We start from the raw sequence: 23,102 nt of genomic DNA, 5'->3' as shown, positions 1-23,102 counted from the left end.
GCGTCCACGGTGTCGTGCCCACTACTGTAAACTTCCGCGTGTGTGCAGTGTCACTACCGATCCCCGTCGTCCGTGTCGTCCGCCGGGAGTCGAAGCGTGACGGTCGTCCCGTCTGGTCCCGTCTCGATGTCGACACTCCCGCATGATCGTCGAACAAGCCACGCGGTGATCCACAGGCCGAGACCACTGGCGTGTGCCACCGGCGTCGGCGGCGTCTCGCGTCGCGTGACGCGTCGTTCGGCCGCCGGAATTCCCGGGCCACGATCACCGACGACGACTTCGACACACTCGCCGTCGACGGCCGGTGGTGGCCGAACGACGATCCACACACGCGGAGCCGTGGCGTCGCTGTGGACCACTGCGTTCTCGACGACGTGTCGAACGGCGAGTTCGAGGAGGCCTGTGCCGACGACCTCGATCGACTCCGGGAGCCGGGTCTGGAGTCTCGCCTCCGAGTGCGCCGCCGACACGGTGTCGACCGCGCTCTCGACGAGTCGGACCACGTCGACGCCGTCGTCGTGCTCTGGGTTCGTCTGCAGGACCTCTCGGACTTCCCACGTGTTCGCCGTCGTGCCGAGGAGGTCTTCACAGGCCGCCAGTGCCGCTTCGGCGTGTCTCGTCGGCACGCTGTCACCCTCGTCGTCCGTCTCTCGTTCGATCGCCTCGAGGTGTCCGATCACCACGTTGAGGCGGTTCCGGACGTTGTGACGGAGAATCCGGAGGAGCCCGGCGATCTGCCGTGCGCGCCGCGACTCGTCTCGCTCGGTGTGAACGATCGCGACGGACGTGGTGTCGGGTGTCGTCGCCGTGTCCGCCCTCGCCGCACCGTCTCGCCCGACATCGAGGAGCGAGACGTCGGCCGTGATCTCTTCGCCGGTCTTCGTTCGACACGTCAGCCCGTCTCTCCGACAGACGACCTGCTTGCGAGCGCGGACCGCAGCCTCGTGGATGGTCTCCGTCTCGTCCGGGTGGACACGCGAGATCGGTCCGCCACGCAACTCGCTCCGTCTGTACCCGAGGAACCGAGCACCACGGTCGTTGCAGTTCAGAATCTCGTCGTTCCCGGTGTGCAGGAGGAACGACGGACCCTCGACGTGCTCGAGTAGACGGTTCGCCGCCGTGACCGACGACAGGGGACTCGACATACTGCCACTCATGGACGCCACCTCCTACAGTCGGAACCCACAGTAGTTGGGCTCGGACGCTACCCACCGGAGGCTCCCCGCGCTAAGCGTCCGTCCGGGATGGTGCGGTCACGCGAACAGCTCCGTTCCGACGACGAGGAGTCCGACACCGACGAACACGACGCCGAGCCCCTGCTCCATCAGGTCGCTGGGGAGGTACTTCCCGACGCGCGTCCCGACGGTCCCGCCGATCAACACACCCGGGATCGACCACGCGACGACGTACCAGACCGGCGTCGCCGCGAGTGCGTGGACCACCGCGCCGGCCAGTGCCGCGATCCCGAGGACGAAGACGCTCGTCGCGACCGCGACGCGTGGTGGGAGGCGACACCGGACGATCAACTGTGTCGTCGTCACCTCCGGCAGTCCCGCGCTGATCAGTCCGGTGACGAACCCTCCGGCCGTCGCCAGTCCGACACCGGGTGGTCGCCAGCAGGTGTCGTACTCGAACCGCTCGCCGTCCGCCGTCTCGACCGTCGTCGTCCCCCGTCCCTCGTTCTTCTGTCGGAGGTACGACCCCTCACACTCGCCGGGCTCACACTCCTCGGCGGGGTCGTAGTAGACGAGGAACGCACCCAGGAAGACGAGTCCACCCCCGAACAGGAGCTTCAGAATCGTCGTCGGGACGAGGTGGGTCGCGAACGCACCGACCACGACGGACGGCACCGCACCCAACAGGAGCCACTTCGCGGTCCGGTAGTCGACCACCTGTTGGCGGACGTAGTTCGCCAGTCCGTTTCCCATGCCGAACACCTCCGTCAGGAGGCCGGCACCGATCGCCTGTGCCGGACTCAGCCCGACGCCGAGCATGAAGAACGGGCTGAAGAACAGTGCACCCGAGACACCCGACGCCAGTGCGACCAGCGAGAAGAGGATCGACGCCGGAAACACCCACCAGTGTGCGAGAAACTGGTCGACCGGGAACCCCGGCGGGACGACCTGTGCGAGTCCGTACGCCACTCCGACGACCGCGTGGGAGCCACCGACACCGACGCTCCCGACCCCTGCGAGTCCTGTGACCATCGCTCGGAACACACCACACGGAGCCGACTCATGAACACTCCGCGGCACCGCGACTCCGTTGCATACCCGGATCCTCGACGCGAGACAGTGGCCGTCACGGCTGCCGAGCGGTTGGAGAAGTCGCCGTCACCGTCGGCGAGGGGTGTGGAGCGTCGCCAGGAGTCGCATGCCGGTGTCGCCGACGGTGACTGGCCGGGAGCCAGGACGCCCGGCCAGTAGCCGAGACAGTGTACCCGTACCCCCCACACGGGTCCGTTCGCGTCCCCCTCGGGAACAGGGGGAGAGGAGGTGGCGAGGAGCCGGGGGCACCGGGGCAGGGTGACCCGCAGCCGAACACGGTGGGGTGCTCCCGCCACCCACGGTCACCTCGTCCCGGCCAACACTTGACGGTAATTGACGACCCGCTCACCCGGTGACACGACTGTAACTCCACGACGGCACACTCACTGGACGGGTTCGACCGTCGAACACCAACGTCGGACGCCCGCGAGTGTCACTCCTCGAACGAGGTCGCCTGCCCGTCACCTGGGTCGGAGTTGGGGCCCGCACGTGGGTCGATTCGGAACCGTTCCAACACGTCGCGACCCAACAACACCGGGTGTCTGTTCGCCGACCGGTCCGCCAGCCCGGCCGTCACGTCGAACCAGTCACGCCCGATCCGAACCGAGATCGGGACGACCGGCCGTGTCGACGTGCCGTCGCCGGCTCGAACCGTCGTCGTCCCGGAGATCGGTCCCGCTCCGACCGCCTCCGCGACTTCGAAGTCGACCGTCGTCCGATCGGCCCCGGTGTCGACCTTCGCCGTCTCCTCCGTCGCACCCTCGACACCCGCGACGGCGACCGAGGCCGTGTACCCGACCGTGCCGGCGACACCGTCGTCCGACACCAACACGTCGTCGGGTGCACAGTCCGGAAGCGAGTCGTCCAGCTCGTCGGCGAGTCGATGGACGCGGTCCGTGTCGACAGTCCCACCGACACGCTCGACGGCTGCCGCCGCGAGGTACGGCGCGGCACTCACCCCCGTGGCGTCGAACAGCCCTTTGAACCCCGCCGTGGCGTTGACCTCGAGGACCGCCCAGTCGCTCGTCTCCTCTCGTGTGTCGGCTCCCGCTCGCGAACCAGACTCCGTCTCACTCGCACCACCCGACGGGGTGTCGCCCGACGACAGAGTCGACGTGTCCGACGCCACCGGCTCGCCAGCCGTCCGCGTCGTGTCCTCGTACGGTGCGACCGGTTGCCGGTCGCCGACGGGCACCTGCTGGACGAGGTCGACACCCGCAGTGTCGAGATCCAACACCTCCGTCGCTCGGACGGCGATCCGACGCGCACTCTCGGAGAGCGTGTCGGTCACGTCCTCCGTCTCCCCACCCAACGCCACGTTCGAACGCCACTCGTCCGCGGGAGCGACACGCCGCATCGCACCGACGACCGTACCGTCGACGACGTAGACGCGCACGTCGGAGTGGCGCGCTCCACGACTCGGGTGGAACCGCTGGATCAAGTACCCGGTCTCGTGGTGTGTCACCACGTCGTCGCGCTCCACGCGGTCGACGCCGGTCCCGTTCGTCCCGATCCCCGGCTTCCGGACGGCCGTGTCGCCGACCGTCGCCGCCCAGTCGTCCGGTGGGGTCCGTCGCGGTGACAACACGGTGTCTGGGACCGGGACACCGGCACGGGCGAGTCTCGCCGCTGCACGGTACTTGTGGAGCATCGCCGCCACGGTGTCCGGGTGGTTCAACGTCGGGACGGCGTCGGCGACGACACCCGCCAGTGACAACTGACAGAGTGGCCGTGTCGCCTTCGTCGTCAGTAGTCGGTTGATCGCCACGTCGACGGGTGGTTCGACCGACGCGGCACCGCCGGCGACACGACTCGCGAGGTTCGAGCGACCGAACCACACCGGGGTGTGTCCGAGGTCGGCGACCGCGTTACAGATCGCCTTCGTCTCCTTACTGTTGTGGAAACTCACGACGCCGACGCGAACGTCGTCCGTGTCGTGCTCGTGGCTGGCGGGGCGGCCCATGTGACTCTCTGCTCGGGCGACCGTGAAATCTCCCGCGTAACCTCCGACTCACCCGGTTTCGGACGGCTCACTCGACGTTTTAGTGTGGCGTCGGTGTCGGCGGGAGCATGGGGAGTGACGCCTTCGAGTACGACGGTGGCAGTGTCGACCCCGGAGAGACTGCGCGGTTCCGGTTCCCGGTGAGCGAGACGTACCTCGGGGACTCGGTCGACATCCCGGTGACGATCATCAACGGCGACGAAGACGGCCCGACGGTGTTCCTGTCGGCCGCGATCCACGGCGACGAACTCAACGGGATCGAGGTCGTCCGCGAAGTCGCCGAGGAGTGGGACCACACCGACGTCCACGGCACGCTGGTGTGTCTCCCCGTGTTGAACGTCCAAGGGTTCCTCACACAGGAGCGGTACCTCCCGATCTCCGGACGCGATCTCAACCGCTCGTTCCCCGGCAAGGAGGGGTCGACGAGTTCGAAACGGGTGGCCCACCGCATCTTCGAGAACTTCGTCCGCCCCTGTGACTTCGGCCTCGACTTCCACACCTCGACACGCGGTCGGACGAACATGTTCCACGTCCGTGCGGACGTGAGCGACGAGGCGGTGGCGCGTCTCGCCAGGGCGTTCGGGACGAACGTGACGATGGCGGGTGAGGGGAGCGAGGGGATGCTCCGCCGCGAGGCGACCGAGGCGGGTGTCCCGACGATCACCATCGAGATGGGCGAAGCACACCGGTTCGAGCGGCGTCTCATCGACCACGCGCTCGGCGGGGTGAGGAGTGTCTTCGCGGAGTACGGCGTCTACCCACAGGAGACGGTTCGGTGGCCCGGCTGGCGGACGACGATCGAGGGGTGGAGCGAGAAGACCTGGCTCCGCGCCGACGACGGCGGTATCGTCGAGATGGAGTACGAACGCGGCGACTACGTCGCCGAAGGCGCGGAGATCTGTCGCATCACGAGTCCGTTCATGACCGACGTGACGACCGTCACGGCACCGTTCGACGGCGTCTTGGTCGGTGTCCTCGAGAACCCGGTCGTCTACCCAGGGAACCCACTGTGCCACTTCGTGAAGGTGGGTGACGAAGTCACGTCGATCCTCACTGGCGACGAGTAGCCTCGACGTGTCTCGTCACGAGTCGTCGACCGTCCAGTCGAACGTGGCGACGCTCTCGACGGCGTCGCGCGCCCACCGTTCGATGGCGTCCGTCAGCACGCGCTCGACGCCCTCCGTCGACTCGGCGTAGTGTTCGTAGAAGTATCCGCCGTCCTCCATGATCCGTCTCCGTCTCGTCACGAGGCCGGTCTCTCTGAGGACCGTGACCGACCGCGTCACGTTGCTCCGGTCTCGATCGATCACGTCTGCGATGTCGGTCGTCGTGATCCCCGGCTTCGACTGGATGGCCGTCAGGGTCGCGAGATCCCGGTCGTTCAGTCCGAAGACGGTCTTGACGGCCTCGTCGAACGACGGTGACTCGACGGCCGCACGGGTCGCGTCTGGTGCGTCCGACGCCTCCGCGGCAGAGAGGTCCAACACGGTGTTGCGGTCGTGGTTGCGACTGCTCATCGGTCCACCTCCGTGCCGCCGTCGGCGAGCGGTCGCTCCGGGCCGTCCGGTGTCGCCGGCCGGTCGTCCGCTCGCTCTCCGTGCTCGCGCCCCCACGACACCATCGCGCCGAGGAGGTCCTCCATCGCACGACCGCGCTCCGTCAGGCTGTACTCGACGCGAACCGGTTTCTCCTCGACGATCTCGCGGCGCACGAGACCGCGCTCCTCCAGTGCCCCGAGGCTGTCCGAGAGCATCTTGTTCGAGATTCCGTTCACCCGCGAGCCGAGGTCGCTGAACCCGAGCGCGCCCGCGGTCAACAACTGGTGGAGGATCACCGTGTGCCACTTCCGACCGAGCACCTCCGCCACCTCGACGAGAGTCTCCTGGGTGCCCTCGTAGGAACTGTCCATCCGCCCGACTGGCGTGTGGTCCGTGCTCATGTGCTACCAGACACGAAGTGGACCACCCCAATCAGTTGGGCTGGTAGGTGTTTAGGTCGGTCGGAACCTACGTACGTCGGTACGAGAGTATCGACGGTGGGTAATACCTATGTGTCTCGGTGTGATTTGTAAGGTGGTCAGGGACTCGGCATCGTGTGTCACCCGTCTGAGTCCAACGACCGAGTCTGCCCGACACACCACCCACTCGACGATTGGGGCGCTGCTACGACGGCTCGACACCGTCGACGGCCCACGCCTCCGCCACGGACAGCGGGTCGGCCGTGTCGCTGGCGTCGACGATCCGATCGTCGATACCGGAGTTCTCGACGAGCCGGTCCAGTTGCATCTTCGTCGTCGCAGCGTCGACGACCGTCGCCGACCGTTCCATCCCGGCGTCGTCGCAGTACCGCATCAACTCCTCCAACTCGTCGGCCGCTTCCTGTGGGAACACAGTGAGGTCTCGGAAGTCTGCGACGACTCCGAACGACCCGGTCGTACTGTCGGCAGCCTCTCTCGCGCTCGCGATCAGACTGTCGATCTGGTCGGTGTCTGGTGTCCCGTCGACAGTGAGTTCGAACCCGTACTCCGTCTCGGTCACCTCGTACATCGGTCTGGTCGACTCGACTCCAGCGATTAACGGTTGCTGAGGACTCGGTAACTAGGGTCGACAGAGAGCGTCGGCTGCTCGTCTACTCGTCGACTGCGAGTCGCCCGTACAGTACGGGAATCGTCGCGTAGCTGACGACGTTGCGCCGCAGTGCCTCGGTCGTCGTGTACTCGTCGACCCCGTGGGCAGTCTGCGTTCCGAACCCGAACTCGACCGTCGGGATCCCCTCGTGGCGGAACACTTTGGCGTCGCCACCACCGGTCGCGCTCCGCCGGAACACCTCGCCGTCGACGACGTGTTCGGCCGCCTCCGCACTCGCCTCGACGATCGGACTCTCGAGGGGCTCGTACGACCCCTGGGTCCACGACAGGTCCGAGATCTCGATGCCCTCCGTACCGGACAGGCAGTTTCGAATGCCACTGAGGGCGTCCGTCGTGTCGACCCCCGCGGTCAGTCGGATATCGACCCGCGCACAGGCAGACGCCGGGACCGTGTTGATCGCCGTTCCACCTTCCACGACACCGAGGTTGATCGTCGGGTACCGGTACAGCTCCCGCGTCGACGCAGCGCCCGCCTCGGGCTCGTAGAACCTGACCGACTCCTCGACGATCGGGTCCATCGCGGGGTCGATCGACAGCTCGCGTCGACCGAACTCGGTTCGCAACTGCTCGACGGCGTCGACCAGCCTGTCGATGGCGTTCTCGCCGATCATCGGCCGTGAGCCGTGCGCGGCGGTCCCCGAGGCCTCGAGTGTGAGCCAGACGTTCCCGCGGTCGGCGACGGAGACCGAGTGCCGTCCGTCGCGCGCCGTCGTCTCGCCGACGACACAGGCGTCGGGATCGAACGCGTCCGTGTCCAACAGCGTCGTCAGCCCCGCGTCGCCACCCTTCTCCTCGTCGCTGACGAGCGCGAACTGGAGTGTCACCGGTGGCTCCGTGTCGGTCCGCGCGTACGCGAGTGCGACCTGTACCATCGCGGCGACTGCACCCTTCATATCTGTCGTCCCGCGCCCGTAGATTCGGTCGCCGTCTCGCTCGCCGAGCGGATCGACGGACCAGTCGTTCTCTGCGAAGGGGACCGTGTCGAGGTGGCCGTTGAAACACAGCGTGTGGTCGGTCGCGCCGGGGAGTGTCGCGACGAGGTTCGGCTTCTCCGGATCGACGGCGTACCGGTCGAGCGAGAGCGCCGGCCCGTCGAGTGTCGTTTCGAGCCACTCGACGATCTCGACCGTCCGGCCGGGCGGGTTCTGTGTGTCGAACCCGACCAGCCGTTCGAGCACGTCACACAGTTCGGCGTGGTTGTCGGTGATGTACTCCGCGACCGGTGTCGGAAGTGTCGACGTGTCCATAGTTGCGGCGGGTGTCTCGTGGTGTCGGACGCAGCGTTCGCCCGACCCACAGGGTGAGTGGCAACAGTAGTTGGGCCCGCGTGTACGACGCGTGCACGGCGGTCGGTCGAGTCGCCTCCGGTGACGACTCACCGGGACTCGTCGCCACAGATCTGGTCGATCAGCTTCCGTTCGGCCGCTCTGAGGTGCTGGTGGAGTGTCGACCCGGCGATGTCGAGTGTCTCGGCCACCTCTTCCGCTGTCCGTTCACGAGGCCAGGCGTAGTACCCCTCGCCGTGTGCCGTACACAGTACCTCGCGCTGTCGGTCCGTCAACCCCGTGTCCGTCGAGATCGCGTTCGACGGGTCGATCCGACGCTCGTGTCGCTTCGCGCGCAAGTACACGTCGTCGTACCACTCGGACAGGAGGTCGGTGACGGCACCCAGGTCGCGGTCCTCCGGCATCTCGACGGTCACGCGTCCGACACCGTCGTCGGCGACGAGCGACCGCACGCTACAGCCGACTTCCGCGAGCAGTGCCGGCAGTCCGTGATCGGCGTACACGTCGAGAACACACCCGTTCTCGTCGCCGTCGACGACGGTCGGCGACTGGTCGGGATCGGTCTCCGTCCTGTCGAAGAACCCACGCACCGCCTCGACACCGGCTCCGGAGACGTCGACTCTGTGGACGAACCCGCCGTCTTCGGCGGGCTCCGTGGCACGGAGGACACATCGACAGTCGTGTGCCGCAGAGAGGCGTGCGAGTCTGTTCTCGAGTTCGATCTCGACTTCGACGATCTCGTTGGCGACGAGCGCGAGTCGCGTCCGGTCGGCGACGAGTGCGAACCCGAGTGTCTCGGCGAGCAACTCGAGCCCGTCGCGGACCAGACTCCGCGACGCTTCGGTCCCACTCGTCGCGACGACCAGTGTACCGAACGACTGCGCGGTCGTCTCGACCTCGATGGCCGCCGCCGTGGTCGTGTCGGTCGTCGCTCCGGGCCCGTCGGTCCCACCGGAGTCGTCGTCTGACGGCGAGTCGGTCTCGCCGGGACCGAGTCGTCGTCGCCTGACGACGAGTCCGTCCGTCCGGTCGGCCTCCGAGAGCAACTGTGTCGCGAACGGGGTGTGGACGAGCGACGCCGGGTCGGACTCCGCCAACGAGGCGCCGTCGACGGCGGTCGCTCGCGTCGTCGGGTCGTCGGGCGCTCCGTCGACGAGCCACGCCGCGTCGAACAACTCGGACTCGACGAGACCGTCGACGACCGCCTGTTCCGTCTCCGACCGCGTCGCCGTCTCGAGGACGGAGCCGACGACACCCGTCACGAGGTCGCCGAACTCGTTGGCCGCAGTCAGCTCTTGCCCGCGGCGCTCCAACTCCCGCTTCTGCGAGCGGAGCTCCCGAACGCGCCGTGCACGGGCGAGTGCCGTCCGAACCGTCTCGGCGAACAACTCGAGGAGTTCCACGTCGGTCGGCGAGAACGCGCCGTCTTCGCGGAGCACCGTCACAACACCGTCGTCACCGATGGGGACGTGGAGGTGTGCCCGGTCGGGCGCGTAGGGGTCCTCTCCGGAGTTGTCGACGAGTGTCTCCCCGGTCCGGTAGGCACGACCGGCTCGTGACGCCTCGAGGTCGTACGCAACCTCCGAGTCGACGAGTGTCGCCGCCGCGTCGGTGACGCCGACGCGGTCGAGGCTGTTCGTCTCCTCGTCGTAGGTCCGCAAGCACGCGAGGTCGGACTCCAGCGTCTCGCGGATCACGTCGAGCGCCCGGTCGGCGACGGCGGACGGCGTCTCTGCGTCGACGAACGCTCGGCTGGCTTCGGTGAGCCCGCGGAGTCGTCGTCGGTTCTCGTGTTCCGCCGTCACGTCGCGCGAGACGACGAGTACGTCTCCCTCGAACCCCGAGACTGAGAGTCTGTGGACTCGCTCGCCGTCGTCTGTGGCGACGGTGACCGTGTCGCTCCACTCCCCGTCGCTCGCCACGGACGGCCGTACGTCGACGGCGAAGCGGTCCCCGTCGTCGTACAGTGCCGCCCACGACTCGCCGACCACGTCCGTCTCGTCGTCGTACCCGAGTGCCGTCGCGTACGCCTGGTTGGCGTACACGACGGTCCCGTCGTCGTCGAACAGTGCGACGCCGTCGGAGGTCGCACGGACCGCACGCGAGAGTCGACGGAGTTCGGTCCGTTGTTCGATGCGCGTCGAGATGTCGCGGACACTCGCGACGAGGCGGCGCTCCCCGTCGATCTCGACGAGCGTCCCCGAGATCTCCGCGGGGATCCGCTCGCCGTCACAGGTGTAACAGGAGAGTTCGTCCGTCCAACTCGCACCGGTCTCGTAGACCTCGTCTGCGAACGCGGCGAACGCCTCGTAGTCGTGTGGGTGGATGTCTGCGGGCTCGAGATCGAGGAGTTCCTCGCGGTCGTAGCCCAGCAACTCGGCTGCGCGTCGGTTCGTACGGGTGATCTCCTGGGTCTCCGGGTCGACGACGAAGATCGCGTCGTTCGCGTACTCGAAGATCCGTTCGAACACGTTCCCCTCGCCGACGGCCGGCGCGGCATCTCCGGACTGTGGCTCGGGTGCGCGGGGGCTCGACGACTCGCCTCCGGTGGACCGCGACGCGTCGGATCCGGCCGCGTCGGCACGGGAGAGGACTCCGCCGTCGTCGTCGGGATTCGTCGTGTCGAGGCGCTCGAACAGTACGGTCGTGGAGGCCGCTCCGTCGGTGGTCTCTCCCGTCTTGTTCGGTTCTGTAGTCGGACCGACGACGAGTCGGTAGTTCCGTTTCTCTCCACCGGCGTCGACGGACACCGTCTCCACTGCCGACAACGGGTCAGTCGCCGTCCACGTCGGCGGCGAGACGACGATCTCGTCCGTGTCCGCGAGCACGCTCTCGACGGACCGTCCGACCGGATCGGGCACTGGATGGTCGTCTCTCGTGTGCGTGTCGTCGGCTTCATGATCGTTCACCTCCGGCGCCCGTCCCGTCGACAGTGTCCGAAACGCGTCGTTGGCGTACTGGATCACGCCCTCGTCGTGGACCAGGAGTGGTCGCGGGACTGCGTCGAAGGCGTCGTACTCGGTGAACGCGTCGTCCGTCGGGTTACACTGAGTCATCGATGTCGATCTTCGAAGTCCGGGACGTGCGAGACACGTGCTGTGTGTCGGTCGATTCTCGATCTACTCTACGACGCCGCGAGCTAAAACCTCTCCCCCGTCGTCGGCCGTCGTCTCCGACGACAGGTACCGGCCAGTGACTGCGAGTGTGCTCTCGTCGGAGGTCGGCGGTGTCGACACACGATCGACTCAACTCACCGGGAGCAGGTCGTAGCCGTCGGCGACGAGTTCACCCACGTCGGGTGCGTGTTCTTCGCCGGCCGTCCCGTGGAGTGCCACGTCGGCGTCCTCACACCCCTCGGTCGCACCGAACACGTCCGCACAGTAGGCGCAGGCACCGGCGAGTGCTCCGTGCTCCTCCAGCCGATCCAGACTCTCACTGACCGGGTGATCGGCGCGCCGCTGTACCTCGCCGGGCCACTTCGTCGCGGCGCCGTCGAGGAACACCGCGACTTCGTTGTCCGCGTCGGCCAACGAGAGCGCGTACTCGAACCCGTTGACCGCACTCCCGGCGTCGTCCGGCCCCGCAGTCAGGACGACGGCGAACTTCCCCATACTGCTCCCCTGTACGGAGACCGTACATAAGCCTCGCTCACGGGTCGCTCACCGGGTTACACCGGTGTAACCGCGCGCCGGACGCACCACACCGACCGGCTCCGTAGCGCGGCCACACGACCGCGACGTGTCTTATGAGACCGGTCCGTGTCGAGACTGTATGGCGTACGATCAGCGACGCACCTGCGTCGACAGACGACGGAGGGGAGACGGGTGAGCGAGCGTCCCGCCGAACCGGACTGGGAACGGGTCGCGACGTGGAGCGAGCTTCCGGACAGGGAGCCGACCGGTGCCCGTGTCGCGGGTGTCGACCTCGTACTCGTCAGAGACGACCGAGACGTGTCGATCCTCCACGGGCGATGTAAACACCGTGGCGTCTTGCTCGCCGACGGTCGCGTGGAAGGGGACAACTTGATCTGCGGTGTCCACGGGTGGGACTACCGCTACGACACCGGGATCAGCGAGTACGACAACAGCGAGCGGTTGGAGAAGTTCACCGCGCGGGTCGATCGCGAGGCGGACGCGGTGTACGTCGACCGTGCGGAGGTCGCCGCTTGGAGCGACGACAACCCGACGGAGTACACCGACCCGGACACGTTCCCCGAGTTCTACGGCGATCCACACGGGACGGACGAGGAGCCGTACAACAGCTACATCCGGACACTGGCACAGGAGGGTCCCGAGGGGATCGGCGAACACGGCGACGTGTCGGCGATGGGTGTTCCGAGAACCGAACTCCCGACGTGGGAGGACCTCCAGATCCTGACTGCACAACTCGACCGAACGCCACTGCGCGAAGACGTACCGGTCGACACGACGCTGACGATCGGTCCACGAGCAGAGAATCCGCTCGAACTCGAGATCCCGGTCTTCGTCTCCGACATGAGCTACGGGGCGTTGAGCGAGGAGGCGAAGGTGGCACTGGCGAAGGGTGCCGACGCCGCCGGGACTGGGATCTGTTCTGGAGAGGGCGGGATGCTCCCCGAGGAACGGGCGAACAACACGCGGTACTTCTACGAGTACGCCACCGGCAAGTTCGGGTGGGACTTCGACGTCGTCGAGGAGGTGCAGGCGTTCCACTTCAAGGCCGGGCAGGGTGCGAAGACAGGGACCGGCGGGCACCTCCCGGGCGAGAAGGTCCAGGGGAAGATCGCCGAGGTACGCGACCTCGAACCCGGGACCGACGCCGTGAGTCCGGCGAACTTCGACGACCTCCGGACGCCAGCGGACTTCGCCGCCTTCGCCGATCGCGTCAGGGAGCGTGGTGACGGGATCCCGGTCGGATTCAAACTCTCCGCACAGCACGTCGAGCGGGACCTGGACTTCGCCCTGGAGGCGGGTGCCGACTACGTGATCTTGGACGGTCGCGGCGGCGGCACCGGTGCCGCGCCGGACGTGTTCAAAGACAACATCTCGGTGCCGACGATCCCCGCCATCGCTCGTGCCCGCGATCACCTCGACCGGACGGGGAACGGCGACGTGACGCTGATCGCGACGGGCGGCCTGCGGACGGAGTCGGACTTCGTGAAGGCGATGGCACTGGGCGCGGACGGCGTCGCCGTCGCGAACTCGGCGATGCAGGCGATCGGCTGTCTGGGGATGCGCGCCTGTGACTCGAACAACTGTCCGGTCGGGATCGCGACGTCGGACGAGGGCCTCCGGAACAGGCTCGTCGTCGACCAGGCCGCCACCGGGTTGGCGAACTTCTTCGCCGCCACGACGGAGTTGATGTCGGTGTTGGCCCGGGCGCTCGGGTACGACGATCTGGGGGCGTTCCGACGCGACGACCTCACGAGTTGGAAGCGTGACGTGGCCGATCTCGCCGGTGTGGAGTACGCCGGCGTGGGACGCCGCCCGGCGCCGCGCCACCGACCCGGGGCGGCTACCGACGGGACTCGCTCCGCCACCGACGGCGGTGACCGACGGCCACGAGGGCGGCGTTCGAACACGGACGGACGAGTGAACGAGAGTCGAGACGACGGAGACGGGCGGTAATCCGAGACCACACTACGATCCAGATGACCGACGACGTACACACCGAGACGGACGACGCAGAACTGCACTGGCACAAGGCCCTCGACCGAGACGAACTCCCGGAGGGACGGGTCGAAGCCGTCTCCTGCGGTGGAACGACGGTCGCCGTCACGCACTACGACGGCGAGTACGCCGCCATCGACAACAGCTGTCCGCACCAGGGCGGTCCACTCGGCGAGGGGTCCATCGAGAACGGTCTGCTCAGGTGCCCGTGGCACGGGTGGGACTTCGATCCACTCACCGGGGAGTCGCCCGGGAGTCACGACGACTGCCAGTTGGTGTACGAGACCGAGGTTCGTGAGGACGGCGTCTACGTCGGGTTCCCACCGGAGGACCCACGCGAGCGGACGGTCTCCGACGTCGTGATCGAGACGCTGACGAACTGGGGACTCCGACAGGTGTTCGGGATCGTCGGACACTCGAACCTCGGCGTCGCCGACGCGATGCGCGAGGCGAGCGAGCGCGACGAGCTGTCCTACTACGGTGTCCGCCACGAGGGGGCGGCCGCCTTCGCCGCGTCCGCGTACGGGAAACTCACCGGCCGTCCGGCGGCCTGTTTCGGCATCGCCGGCCCCGGCGCGACGAACCTGTTGACCGGCCTGTGGGACGCGAACGCGGATCGCTCGCCCACGATCGCACTGACCGGACAGGTGGAGAGTCAGGTACTCGGGACGAAGAACTTCCAAGAGATCGATCAAGAGGCCGCCTACGGCGACGTGGCCGCGTTCGAACAGACCGTCCTCGGGACGAGCGATCACGCCGAACTCGCGACACGTGCCGCGAAGACATCGATCCTCGAGCGCGGCGTCTCACACCTCATCTTCCCCGACGAGGTGCAGACGATGCCCGCCGACGGCGCGACGCCGGGCGATCCCGAGGGGAGACTCGCCTCTCGCGACATCGCACCACCAGAGCCAGAGTTGCAGGAGGCAACCGACCTGTTGGCGGACGCCGAACGACCGGTCGTCGTCGTCGGCCACGGGGCTCGGTTCGAGACGGACGCGATCACCGACCTCGCCGAGTCGCTCGGCTGTCCGATGGTGACGACGTTCAAAGCGAAGGGACAGATTCCGGACGACCACCCACTAGCCGGTGGCGTTCTCGGACGGAGTGGGACACCGATCGCGAGCCACTTCATGAACGAGGCGGACCTGCTGGCGGTGTTCGGCGCGAGTTTCTCGGACCACACCGGAATCTCGGAGTACAAACCGATCGTCCACGTCGACTTCGACGCGATGACGCTCGGGAAACACCACTCTGTCGACGTGCCAGTGTTGGGTGAGATCGGCGTCACGGTGGAGCGACTCCGCGAGCGGTTGGCGGACAGAGAGCCCGACTCGATCGACCACCGCGAGGAAGTCGCAGATCGGTGGGCGATCTGGCGCGACGAGAAGGCGACACGTCGGAGTGAGCCGGCCGAGCAGGGTCTGAACTACGCGGAGGCGTTCCACGTGCTGAGTGACGTGGTCCCCGACGACGCGATCCTGCCGGTCGACGTGGGGAACAACACCTACGCGTTCGGCCGCTACTTCGAGACGACGAACCAGGACGTGCTCATGTCCGGGTACATGGGGTCGATCGGATTCGCGCTCCCGGCGGCACTCGGTGCGTGGGCGGCGACTCAGGAGGGAGACGCCGAGTTCTACGACCGGCCCGTCGTGTCGATCTCCAGTGACGGCGGGTTCGGCCAGTACATGGCCGAGTTCACGACCGCAGTGAAGTACGACATGGATCTGACGCACGTCCTGTTCAACGACGACGAACTGGGGAAGATCAGCAAGGAGCAACGCACCGGTGGGTGGCCGGAGTGGCAGACGAGTCTCCAGAACCCCGACTTCGCGGCCTTCGCGGAGAACTGTGGTGGCTACGGTGTGCGGGTGACGGAGGTCGACACACTCGAGTCGGAACTGGACGCTGCCGTCGCCCACGACGGCCCGGCGCTAGTCGAGATCGTCACCGACTCCGACCCGGTGTGAGTTTCCCGACGAGAGTCGGCGGGGTGCTCCGGGGACTCGCTCGAGACTCGCTCACGCCTCGGTCGCCCACTCGATCGCGGCGTCGCGGTCGTCGAAGCCGCGAACCGCCAACCCTGGCCGGCGGAGCTGTGAGATCGTCGACATCCGCTTCAGTTGATCGCCGACGACGGCCCACCGCTCGACGCCGTGTTGGACCGCTACCTCGCCGGACCGTGCCCACACGTCGAACGTACTGGCGTCGAACGGCTCCGAGATGTCGACGACGGTGACCACGGCACAGACCGTGTCCTGCTCCAACGTCTCCGTGTACTCTCGCCACGCCTCGTCACCGAACGACTCCTGTTCCATCTCCTCGGTGAACCCGAAGACGAGCGTCTCGCCGATCTGGTCGACCTCCCACCCGTCCGTCCGGCGTAGGATAGACATACGAAGTCCTCACGAGGAACACGACTTCAACCCTCGACCGGTGGTGTACGCGCGGTACCGACCCCGTCGGTCCGTGGACGTGTTCATACTCGACAGAACCGCGAGGCGTTCACGTAGTGACCCGTCGTGGTGTACGTATCCGAGTGAGGAGAAGACAGATGGCAGATCACACAGACGACACGGAGTCGCCCCGCGAGCCGCCGTCGTCGGGTGGCGACAGCGTCGGCTACGAGTTCTCGCGTGGTGCTGGTCCAGATCTCACTGGATCCGTCGTCTCGGATCCAGACGTAGCCGTCGACCCAGAACGCGAGTACGGTGAGCCGGGTACCGAACTTCCGGAGGATGCGCTCCCAGACGCCTACCGGGCGACGTTCCGTCACACCAACGACGCCGTGTTCGTCGTCGACGTGGCCAACGATGCCGTCGTCGACTGTAACGCCGCGGCAACCGATCTCGTCGGGTTCTCCAGACGCGAGTTGCTCTCGATGCCCGCCTCCGATCTCCATCCACACAACTTCGAGGAGTTCCGCGAGTTCGCCGACACGGTGCAAGCGGAGGGATCGGCGACGACCGACGAGATCACCTGTTACTGTCGCGGCGGTACCATTCTCCCGGCGACGATGTCGGCGACGGTGATCGAGGTCGACGGACGACCTCACCTGTTGAACCACGTCCGTGACAGGGTCGACGACACGGCTCGTGCCTACCACGAGGCACTCACGGCCCACTCGCGCGATCTCGTCACCGTCCTCGCACGCGACGGAACCGTGCGGTACCAGGGCCCCTCCGTCGAGTCGGTGCTCGGTCTCGACCCGGAGACACTGCGGTCACAGCCGTACCTGGAACGAGTCCACCACGACGACCGGTCGCGCGTCGCAGAACTCCTCGAGGTAGCCGTCCACGCGGACAACCCCGCCACCGATCGCGTCGAGTACCGCTTCGGGACGGCCGACGGCTCGTGGGTGTGGCTGGAGTCGGCCGCCAGCCACCGCCCCGACTCCCCCGTCGAGGGGATCGTACTCAACTCCCGCGAGGTGACTGCACGCAAAGAGAACCAACAGCAGGCGGGCGTCCTTCACCGGGTGCTCAGACACAACCTCCGCAACGAGTTGACCAAGATCCTCGGGTTCGCAGAGACACTCCGCGACGCCGACGACGAGTCGACGGCGAGCGCTGCCGACCGAATCTACCAGAGTGCAGGACGACTCGAGAGTGTGACATCGTACGCTCGGCTTCTCAACGACATCTTCGAGTCACACCGCGTGGAGCAGCGCTGCCACGAACTCGACGCAATCGTCCGTGACACCGTCGCGGACCTCGAACCGGAGTTTCCGTCGGCGACTGTCGACGTCGACATCCGGACCGATCGGCCAGTGGATGCAGCGCCTCGAATCGATGTCGCCGTCGAACAGTTAGTCGAGAACGCACTCGAACACGCCGGCGACGAGCCTCGTGTCGCCGTCCGTCTACTGCCAGACGAGTACGACGACTCGCGGCTCAGACTCGTGGTCGTTGACGACGGCCCCGGTATCCCCGCACAGGAGCGTCAGACACTCCTCGAAGGCGAGGAGCAGCCACTCCAACACGGCAGTGGCCTCGGGCTGTGGCTGGTGAACTGGATCGTCACTCGCTCTGGCGGCCGGATCACATTTGGTGAGTCCGACCTCGGCGGAAGCCGTGTCGCGGTGTCACTCTCGGTCGCCGACGAGAACACCACCGTCTGATCGCTTGGAACGTCGTCGACGCTCGAATGGCCCACGGAGTCGCCAACACGGCAGCAGAGTACTCGGGTGGGATCTCAGGGTCACTCGTAGAGATCACCACGGATATCGGCGATGAACTCTGTGAGGTTCCGTGCGACGCTCGGATCGAGGAGGACGAGTGTCCCGCTGTCGTCGTCACGTGGTAGGTTCAATACGACGCGCCCCGCGAACACGTGGACGGTCGCGGCGAGCGGACCCTCGTACAGCCCCGACTCCGGCGACTCCCGCCGCGGGCGTCGTCGCGCCTCTGCGAGCAGTTCTCCTTCGAGGTCGGACCCGTGCATCTCCCGCAAGTCGTCGCGCCGGTAGAGATCTCGGTGGGTCTGATCGTCGTAGACCACCACGGCTTGGAGCGCCTCGCCGGCGTGCGAGCGGAGGTGTGCGACGACGTTCTCGGTGTCGAACGTCACGTGTGTCGGTACTGGGACCCGCCACTTCACTGTGGTGCCGGTCGTGATCCACGCCCGGACGAGCGGTGCGCTAACTGCGTGTTCCCGTTCGTCCCGTCGTCGACGGTCCCGTTCGTCTCGTCGCCGATCAGTCTCCACGTGCCCACCGGAGTGCCTCGCCACGGTCGTCGAATCCCTCGACTTCCAGTCCGGGCGTGTCCAACTTCGACCGTGTCGACATCCGCTTGAGTCGGTCACCGACGACGGCCCACCGCTCGACCCCAGCCTCGACGGCACGATCACCGGATCGGTCCCACACGTCGAAGGTAGCGGCGTCGAACGGATCTTCGGTCTCGACGACCGTCACGACCGCGTCGACGGCCTCCCGTTCCAACATGTCGGTGTACGTCGCCCACGCCTCCTCGCCGAACGCAGAGATGTCCATGTCGGCCCCGAACTCGAAGACGAGCACGTCGCCGGTCTGTTCGACGTCCCAGGCTGCTGCCGAATCGGACATGGTACAATACAGGGACCAGAACTATCTGAACCCCACTGCGGTCGTGTCACGGCGGTACAGGACCAGCGACAACGATGGAGGACTGGTCGAGACGCCACGATCGCCACTGGTGACGGTCGTCGAGGGACGTGTGATCGTCGTGAGACACGCAGTCGTCGTCGAGTGACGGTGTGTCTCCGGTCACTGCGATGCGGCGTCCACGAACGCGGATTCGACCACCTTGTTCAGCGTCGGGTGAGCGTGGATCGTGTCGGCGACCGCGTCGACACCGACGCCGTTCCGCATCGCGACGACGGCTTCGTGGAGAAGAGTCGACGCCTCGTACCCGATCACGTGACAACCGAGAATCTCGCCGTCGGGTGCGGCTAGTACCTTCGCGAACCCCTCACGGAGCCGCTTCGCCCGTCCCATCGCCGAGTCGGCGTAGTCGGCACGCCCGACACGGTAGTCGACTCCTCGGTCGGCGAGTTCGTCTTCGGTCGCACCGACGCCAGCGATCTGTGGCTCGGTGAAGATGGTGTGTGGCTCCGCGCTGAGGTCAATCTCGACACCCTCGTCGTGGACGACGTTCGCGACGGTGTGTTCGGTCTCGTAGTCGCCAGTGTGTTTGAACATCGACTTGTCGGCCACGTCTCCCTGTGCCCAGACGTTCTCGGCGGTCGTCCGCAAGTGACTGTCGGTGGTCACGAACCCGTTCTCGTCCGTCTCGACGGCGGTGTGTTCGAGCCCGATGTCGTCGCTGTTCGGCCGACGCCCCAACGCGACGAGGAGTTCGTCGCCGGTCAGTGTCCGCGTGTCGCCGTCGGGCCCCTCGGCGTGGACTCGTCGTTCTCCGTCGACGTCCTCGACCGCCGTGACGCGGTGACCGGTCACGACCTCGTGGCGCTCGGTGGCGATGTCGGTGAACGCCGCGGCCACGTCGTCGTCCTCCCGCGGCACGAGTCGGTCTTCCATCTCGACGATCGTCACGTCGGTGCCGACGGACTCGTAGTAGTACCCCAACTCGACGGCGATGTACCCGCCGCCGAGGATCACCAGTGAGTCGGGGCGATCCGTCCGCTCGAACACGTCACGACTCGTCATGTGTGGTGTCTCGTCGAGTCCGTCGATCGGTGGGACGAGGGGCCGACTCCCGGTGGCGATCACGACACGGTCTGCGGTGACGGTCTCGCCGCCGAGTTCGACCGCACGATCGTCGACGAACCGAGTGTACTCGTCGAACAGCGTGAGGTGCTCCTGTTCGCGGTACCGCCCCTCCATGTCGACCGCGATTCCGGAGAGTGTGTCCATCGTCTCGGCGACGACGGTGCCGTGGTCGATCCCGGTCAGTGTCGCACCGACGTGGAACTTCTCGGCGTCTCGAACGGCGTTGGCGGCGTTCGCGGTCTGTAACAGCATCTTCGACGGGTTGCACCCTCTGTTCAGACACGTCCCACCGAGTGGTCCAGGTTCGACCAGCGCGGTCTCGAGACCGGCCTCCGCCGCAGCCGCCGCCACGTTGTTCCCGGTCCCACCGCCGATCACGAGTACGTCGAAGTCTGCCATAAGTCCTCGTCCGACACGGAATGATCTATAACCCACACCGCTCGTGCGGTCTCGATACACGCCCTCTCGGGCGTGTCACGTGGATCAGGGCTCGTCGGTGGCGTTCCATCCTCGCGGCGCACACAGACGGCCAGTAGTGTGTCGCACTCTCGCCGCTCGTAGACGACCACTACGACGACCGTCGAACTGGTGTCGTCACTCGGGTGACGGTGACGTAACCGTGTGTGAGCGCCGTTACTGGGGAGTCAAGTGGGGAAACGACACAGTCGGGCGTATGGCCACCGAACAGGGGGCGAGTGACGACGACGGATCGTCACTCGTGCAGTCGATCCGGGGCAGTTTCACCGCGAAACTCGCAGTCGCGTTCGTCGTGATCGTGGTACTGGTCGTCGCGATCGGGGCGAACACCTACGTCACGACCAGAGGCGAGGTGCAGGCGTCGACGGAGGACACACTGCGTCGAACCGCACAGCTCCAGAGTGAGACACTGAGTCAGTGGATCGGATCGATGCGACAGGAGTCCGTGATGGTCTCGAGCCGCGAACCACTCGCCGCACGCGACCCCGGTGCGGTGAGTGAGTACCTCGCGACGGAACTCGACTCGCGTCGCATCTCCGACGAGGTGGCGGCGCTTCATCTTCTCGCACCGCGTGACGGAACACTGACCGTCACGTCGAGTAGTAGTGCCGACTTCGTCGGGCTCAAGCCACGGGAAGAAGGGGTCCCGTGGATCCAAGAGCTGACTTTCGACAGCTCAGACGGGACGCTCGTCACGGAGCCGTTCGAGAACCCGAAGGGTGCCTTCGTCTTCGCCGTCGTGAGTCCGGTCCCCGAGACGGACCGCTACCTCGTGATGATGGTCAGTCTCGGTGCACGTAGCGAGGGACTGACGAAGCCCGACGCAGACGGGTTCACACGTGTCGTCGACGACCGTGGCGTGACGGTTCTGTCGACACGACCAGACGAGATCGGTGGGCAGAACCGCGAGACGGACGAGAGCCTGTCCGTCGACTCACGAGCGGTCGAACGAGGCTTGGACGGAGAGTCGGGCGCGGCAGTCTTGGGAAGCGGGGCGAGCCGGACTGCAGTCGGGTACGCGCCGGTCGCCGGGACGGACTGGGTCGTGACGACACAGGTTCCGGCACGCGATGCGTTCGCGCTCCGGCGGACACTCTCGCGTGACCTCCTGTTGCTGCTCGGGGCGGTGATCGGCGGACTCACGATCGTCGGCGGTGTGACGGCGTACCGGACGATCCCACCGCTGACACGACTCGCCGACAAGGCGGCCGCACTCGAACGCGGCGAGTTGGACGTGACCATCGAGAGCGATCGTGGCGACGAGATCGGCGACCTCTACGACGGCTTCGCGGCGATGCGTGACTCGCTCCAACGGCAGATCGAGGCCGCAGAGAGTGCGAAAGAGGAGGCCCGGACGGAACGCGAGCGCGCAGAGGCACAGGCTGCGGAGTTACGAGAGCGTGTGACGGAGGCCTGTAGCGCGATGCGGGCGGCTGCCGACGGCGATCTCACGGCGCGGATCGAGTCCGACAGCGACATCGAGGCGGTCCAAGAACTGATCGACGAGTTCAACACGCTCATCGCGGAGATTGAGGCGACGGTCGGAGACGTACAGGTGTTCGCCGACGAGGTCGTCGCGGCCAGCGAGGACGTGTCCGTCGGTGCCGACGAGATCGAGACGGCCAGCCGCGAAGTGGCGACCTCGATCGAACAGATCTCGGCCGCCGCGTCGGATCAACGCGAGCAGTTGGGACAGGTTTCCGACGAGATGGGTGATCTCTCGGCGACCGTCGAGGAGGTCGCCGCCGAGGCAGACGAGGTCGCAGACTCCGCCCGGGCCGCCGCGGCAGAGGGTGAAGACGGTCGCGAAGCGGCCGAGGCGGCCGTCGCGGAGATGGACGCCATCGTCACCGACGCCGAGGCCACCATCGCGGAGGTGGAGGCGTTGGCCGACGAGATGGAACGGATCGAGGAGACGGTCGACCTGATCCGGACCATCGCCGAGGAGACGAACCTCCTCGCACTCAACGCCTCCATCGAGGCCGCCCGTGCCGGACAGGAGGGAGACGGCTTCGGAGTGGTCGCCGACGAGGTGAAGAACCTCGCGGAGGAAGCGAGCGAGGCGACCGACGAAGTCGAGGTGAGTATCGAAGAGGTGCAGACGGCGACGAGCGACGCCGTCACCGACATCCGCGAGATGGGCGAACGGCTGGAGTCCGGCTCTCAGACCGTCGAGAACGCCGCCGAGAGTCTCCAACAGATCGTCGACCGCGTCGAGACGGCGACGGACGGGATGACGGAGATCAGTCGCGTGACCGACGACCAGGCGGCGACCACGGAGGAGGTGGTCACCGTCGCCGAGGAAGTCGCAGAGACGAGTCGCGAGACTGCGTCGGAGGCGGACGAGGTCTCCGCCGCGGCCGAGGAACAGACGGCCTCTCTCGAGCAAGTCACCGACAACGTCCGGTCGTTGTCGGACCGCGCACGGGAACTACAGTCGCTCCTCGACCACTTCGAGACGGCTGCCGTCGATACGGAGATCGACGGGACGGACTTCGACGCCGACGCGGTGACGGCCGACGACGACTGAGGCGTGCCGTCGCTCCGGTCGGTGCAGGCCT

General features: G+C 66.8%; 18 protein-coding genes. 5 read left to right on the top strand and 13 right to left on the bottom strand.

Going from position 1 to position 23,102, the window contains the following annotated elements; all coding sequences use genetic code 11:
- Positions 1–53: 53 nt before the first annotated feature.
- From RYH80_RS16440 to RYH80_RS16430, 3 genes are all read right to left on the bottom strand, one after another.
- Positions 54–1,157 carry a sensor histidine kinase gene (locus tag RYH80_RS16440; RefSeq protein WP_370905121.1) on the bottom strand — a complete coding sequence of 368 codons (1,104 nt, stop codon included), beginning with the start codon at positions 1,155–1,157 and terminating at the stop codon, positions 54–56.
- A gap of 96 nt (positions 1,158–1,253) precedes the next feature.
- Positions 1,254–2,207, bottom strand: coding sequence for a sulfite exporter TauE/SafE family protein (locus RYH80_RS16435; RefSeq protein WP_370905120.1), 954 nt, complete (start codon positions 2,205–2,207; stop codon positions 1,254–1,256).
- 493 nt (positions 2,208–2,700) lie between these two features.
- Positions 2,701–4,230, bottom strand: a complete 1,530-nt coding sequence (locus RYH80_RS16430; RefSeq protein ID WP_370905119.1) for an ATP-grasp domain-containing protein — start codon at positions 4,228–4,230, stop codon at positions 2,701–2,703.
- A gap of 107 nt (positions 4,231–4,337) precedes the next feature.
- Between RYH80_RS16430 and RYH80_RS16425 the strand changes: the two genes are divergently transcribed.
- Positions 4,338–5,336 carry a succinylglutamate desuccinylase/aspartoacylase family protein gene (locus RYH80_RS16425; RefSeq protein WP_370905117.1) on the top strand — a complete coding sequence of 333 codons (999 nt, stop codon included), beginning with the start codon at positions 4,338–4,340 and terminating at the stop codon, positions 5,334–5,336.
- Between the two features lie 15 nt (positions 5,337–5,351).
- Here RYH80_RS16425 and RYH80_RS16420 read toward each other — a convergent pair whose 3' ends face one another.
- The 6 genes from RYH80_RS16420 to RYH80_RS16395 all read right to left on the bottom strand — a co-directional run bounded on the left by RYH80_RS16420 (position 5,352) and on the right by RYH80_RS16395 (position 11,813).
- The gene (locus tag RYH80_RS16420; protein ID WP_370905116.1) at positions 5,352–5,786 is read right to left on the bottom strand and encodes a MarR family transcriptional regulator; all 435 of its coding nucleotides are present in this window, start codon (positions 5,784–5,786) and stop codon (positions 5,352–5,354) included.
- Complete coding sequence (locus tag RYH80_RS16415) at positions 5,783–6,208, bottom strand: winged helix-turn-helix transcriptional regulator (RefSeq protein ID WP_370905114.1); 426 nt, start codon at positions 6,206–6,208, stop codon at positions 5,783–5,785. The genes RYH80_RS16420 and RYH80_RS16415 overlap by 4 nt, the downstream gene beginning before the upstream one ends.
- 223 nt (positions 6,209–6,431) lie before the next feature.
- Positions 6,432–6,815 carry a hypothetical protein gene (locus RYH80_RS16410; RefSeq protein WP_370905113.1) on the bottom strand — a complete coding sequence of 128 codons (384 nt, stop codon included), beginning with the start codon at positions 6,813–6,815 and terminating at the stop codon, positions 6,432–6,434.
- Between the two features lie 82 nt (positions 6,816–6,897).
- A complete protein-coding gene (locus RYH80_RS16405; RefSeq protein WP_370905112.1) occupies positions 6,898–8,163 on the bottom strand; it encodes a M20 family metallopeptidase in 1,266 nt (421 codons plus the stop codon).
- A gap of 128 nt (positions 8,164–8,291) precedes the next feature.
- Positions 8,292–11,258 (bottom strand): PAS domain S-box protein, encoded by a 2,967-nt coding sequence (locus RYH80_RS16400; protein ID WP_370905111.1) that lies wholly within the window; start codon positions 11,256–11,258, stop codon positions 8,292–8,294.
- A 189-nt stretch (positions 11,259–11,447) separates the two neighbouring features.
- Positions 11,448–11,813 (bottom strand): DsrE family protein, encoded by a 366-nt coding sequence (locus tag RYH80_RS16395; protein ID WP_370905109.1) that lies wholly within the window; start codon positions 11,811–11,813, stop codon positions 11,448–11,450.
- A 213-nt stretch (positions 11,814–12,026) separates the two neighbouring features.
- Here RYH80_RS16395 and RYH80_RS16390 point away from each other — a divergent pair, with 213 nt between their 5' ends.
- Positions 12,027–13,808, top strand: a complete 1,782-nt coding sequence (locus tag RYH80_RS16390) for a glutamate synthase-related protein (RefSeq protein WP_370905108.1) — start codon at positions 12,027–12,029, stop codon at positions 13,806–13,808.
- A 23-nt stretch (positions 13,809–13,831) separates the two neighbouring features.
- The gene (locus RYH80_RS16385; protein WP_370905106.1) at positions 13,832–15,823 is read left to right on the top strand and encodes a thiamine pyrophosphate-binding protein; all 1,992 of its coding nucleotides are present in this window, start codon (positions 13,832–13,834) and stop codon (positions 15,821–15,823) included.
- A gap of 51 nt (positions 15,824–15,874) precedes the next feature.
- Here RYH80_RS16385 and RYH80_RS16380 read toward each other — a convergent pair whose 3' ends face one another.
- On the bottom strand, positions 15,875–16,249 hold the full coding sequence (locus tag RYH80_RS16380; RefSeq protein ID WP_370905104.1) for an STAS/SEC14 domain-containing protein: 375 nt from the start codon (positions 16,247–16,249) through the stop codon (positions 15,875–15,877).
- A 158-nt stretch (positions 16,250–16,407) separates the two neighbouring features.
- Between RYH80_RS16380 and RYH80_RS16375 the strand changes: the two genes are divergently transcribed.
- Complete coding sequence (locus tag RYH80_RS16375) at positions 16,408–17,973, top strand: PAS domain-containing sensor histidine kinase (protein ID WP_370905103.1); 1,566 nt, start codon at positions 16,408–16,410, stop codon at positions 17,971–17,973.
- Between the two features lie 80 nt (positions 17,974–18,053).
- Here the strand turns inward: RYH80_RS16375 and RYH80_RS16370 are convergent, their stop codons facing one another.
- The 3 genes from RYH80_RS16370 to RYH80_RS16360 all read right to left on the bottom strand — a co-directional run bounded on the left by RYH80_RS16370 (position 18,054) and on the right by RYH80_RS16360 (position 20,463).
- A complete protein-coding gene (locus RYH80_RS16370; protein WP_370905102.1) occupies positions 18,054–18,422 on the bottom strand; it encodes a DUF7522 family protein in 369 nt (122 codons plus the stop codon).
- A 127-nt stretch (positions 18,423–18,549) separates the two neighbouring features.
- Positions 18,550–18,918, bottom strand: coding sequence for a hypothetical protein (locus RYH80_RS16365; protein WP_370905101.1), 369 nt, complete (start codon positions 18,916–18,918; stop codon positions 18,550–18,552).
- Positions 18,919–19,098: 180 nt separating this feature from the next.
- Positions 19,099–20,463, bottom strand: a complete 1,365-nt coding sequence (locus RYH80_RS16360; RefSeq protein ID WP_370905100.1) for a dihydrolipoyl dehydrogenase family protein — start codon at positions 20,461–20,463, stop codon at positions 19,099–19,101.
- A gap of 274 nt (positions 20,464–20,737) precedes the next feature.
- Here RYH80_RS16360 and RYH80_RS16355 point away from each other — a divergent pair, with 274 nt between their 5' ends.
- Entirely contained in the window at positions 20,738–23,071 is a 2,334-nt protein-coding gene (locus RYH80_RS16355; RefSeq protein WP_370905098.1) for a methyl-accepting chemotaxis protein, read from the top strand.
- Positions 23,072–23,102: the final 31 nt, after the last annotated feature.

Source organism: Halobaculum sp. MBLA0147 (assembly GCF_041361345.1).
Lineage (GTDB): Archaea > Halobacteriota > Halobacteria > Halobacteriales > Haloferacaceae > JAHENP01.
Note: the sequence above shows the minus strand (reverse complement) of the source record. Positions and strands in the feature narration are given on the sequence as shown.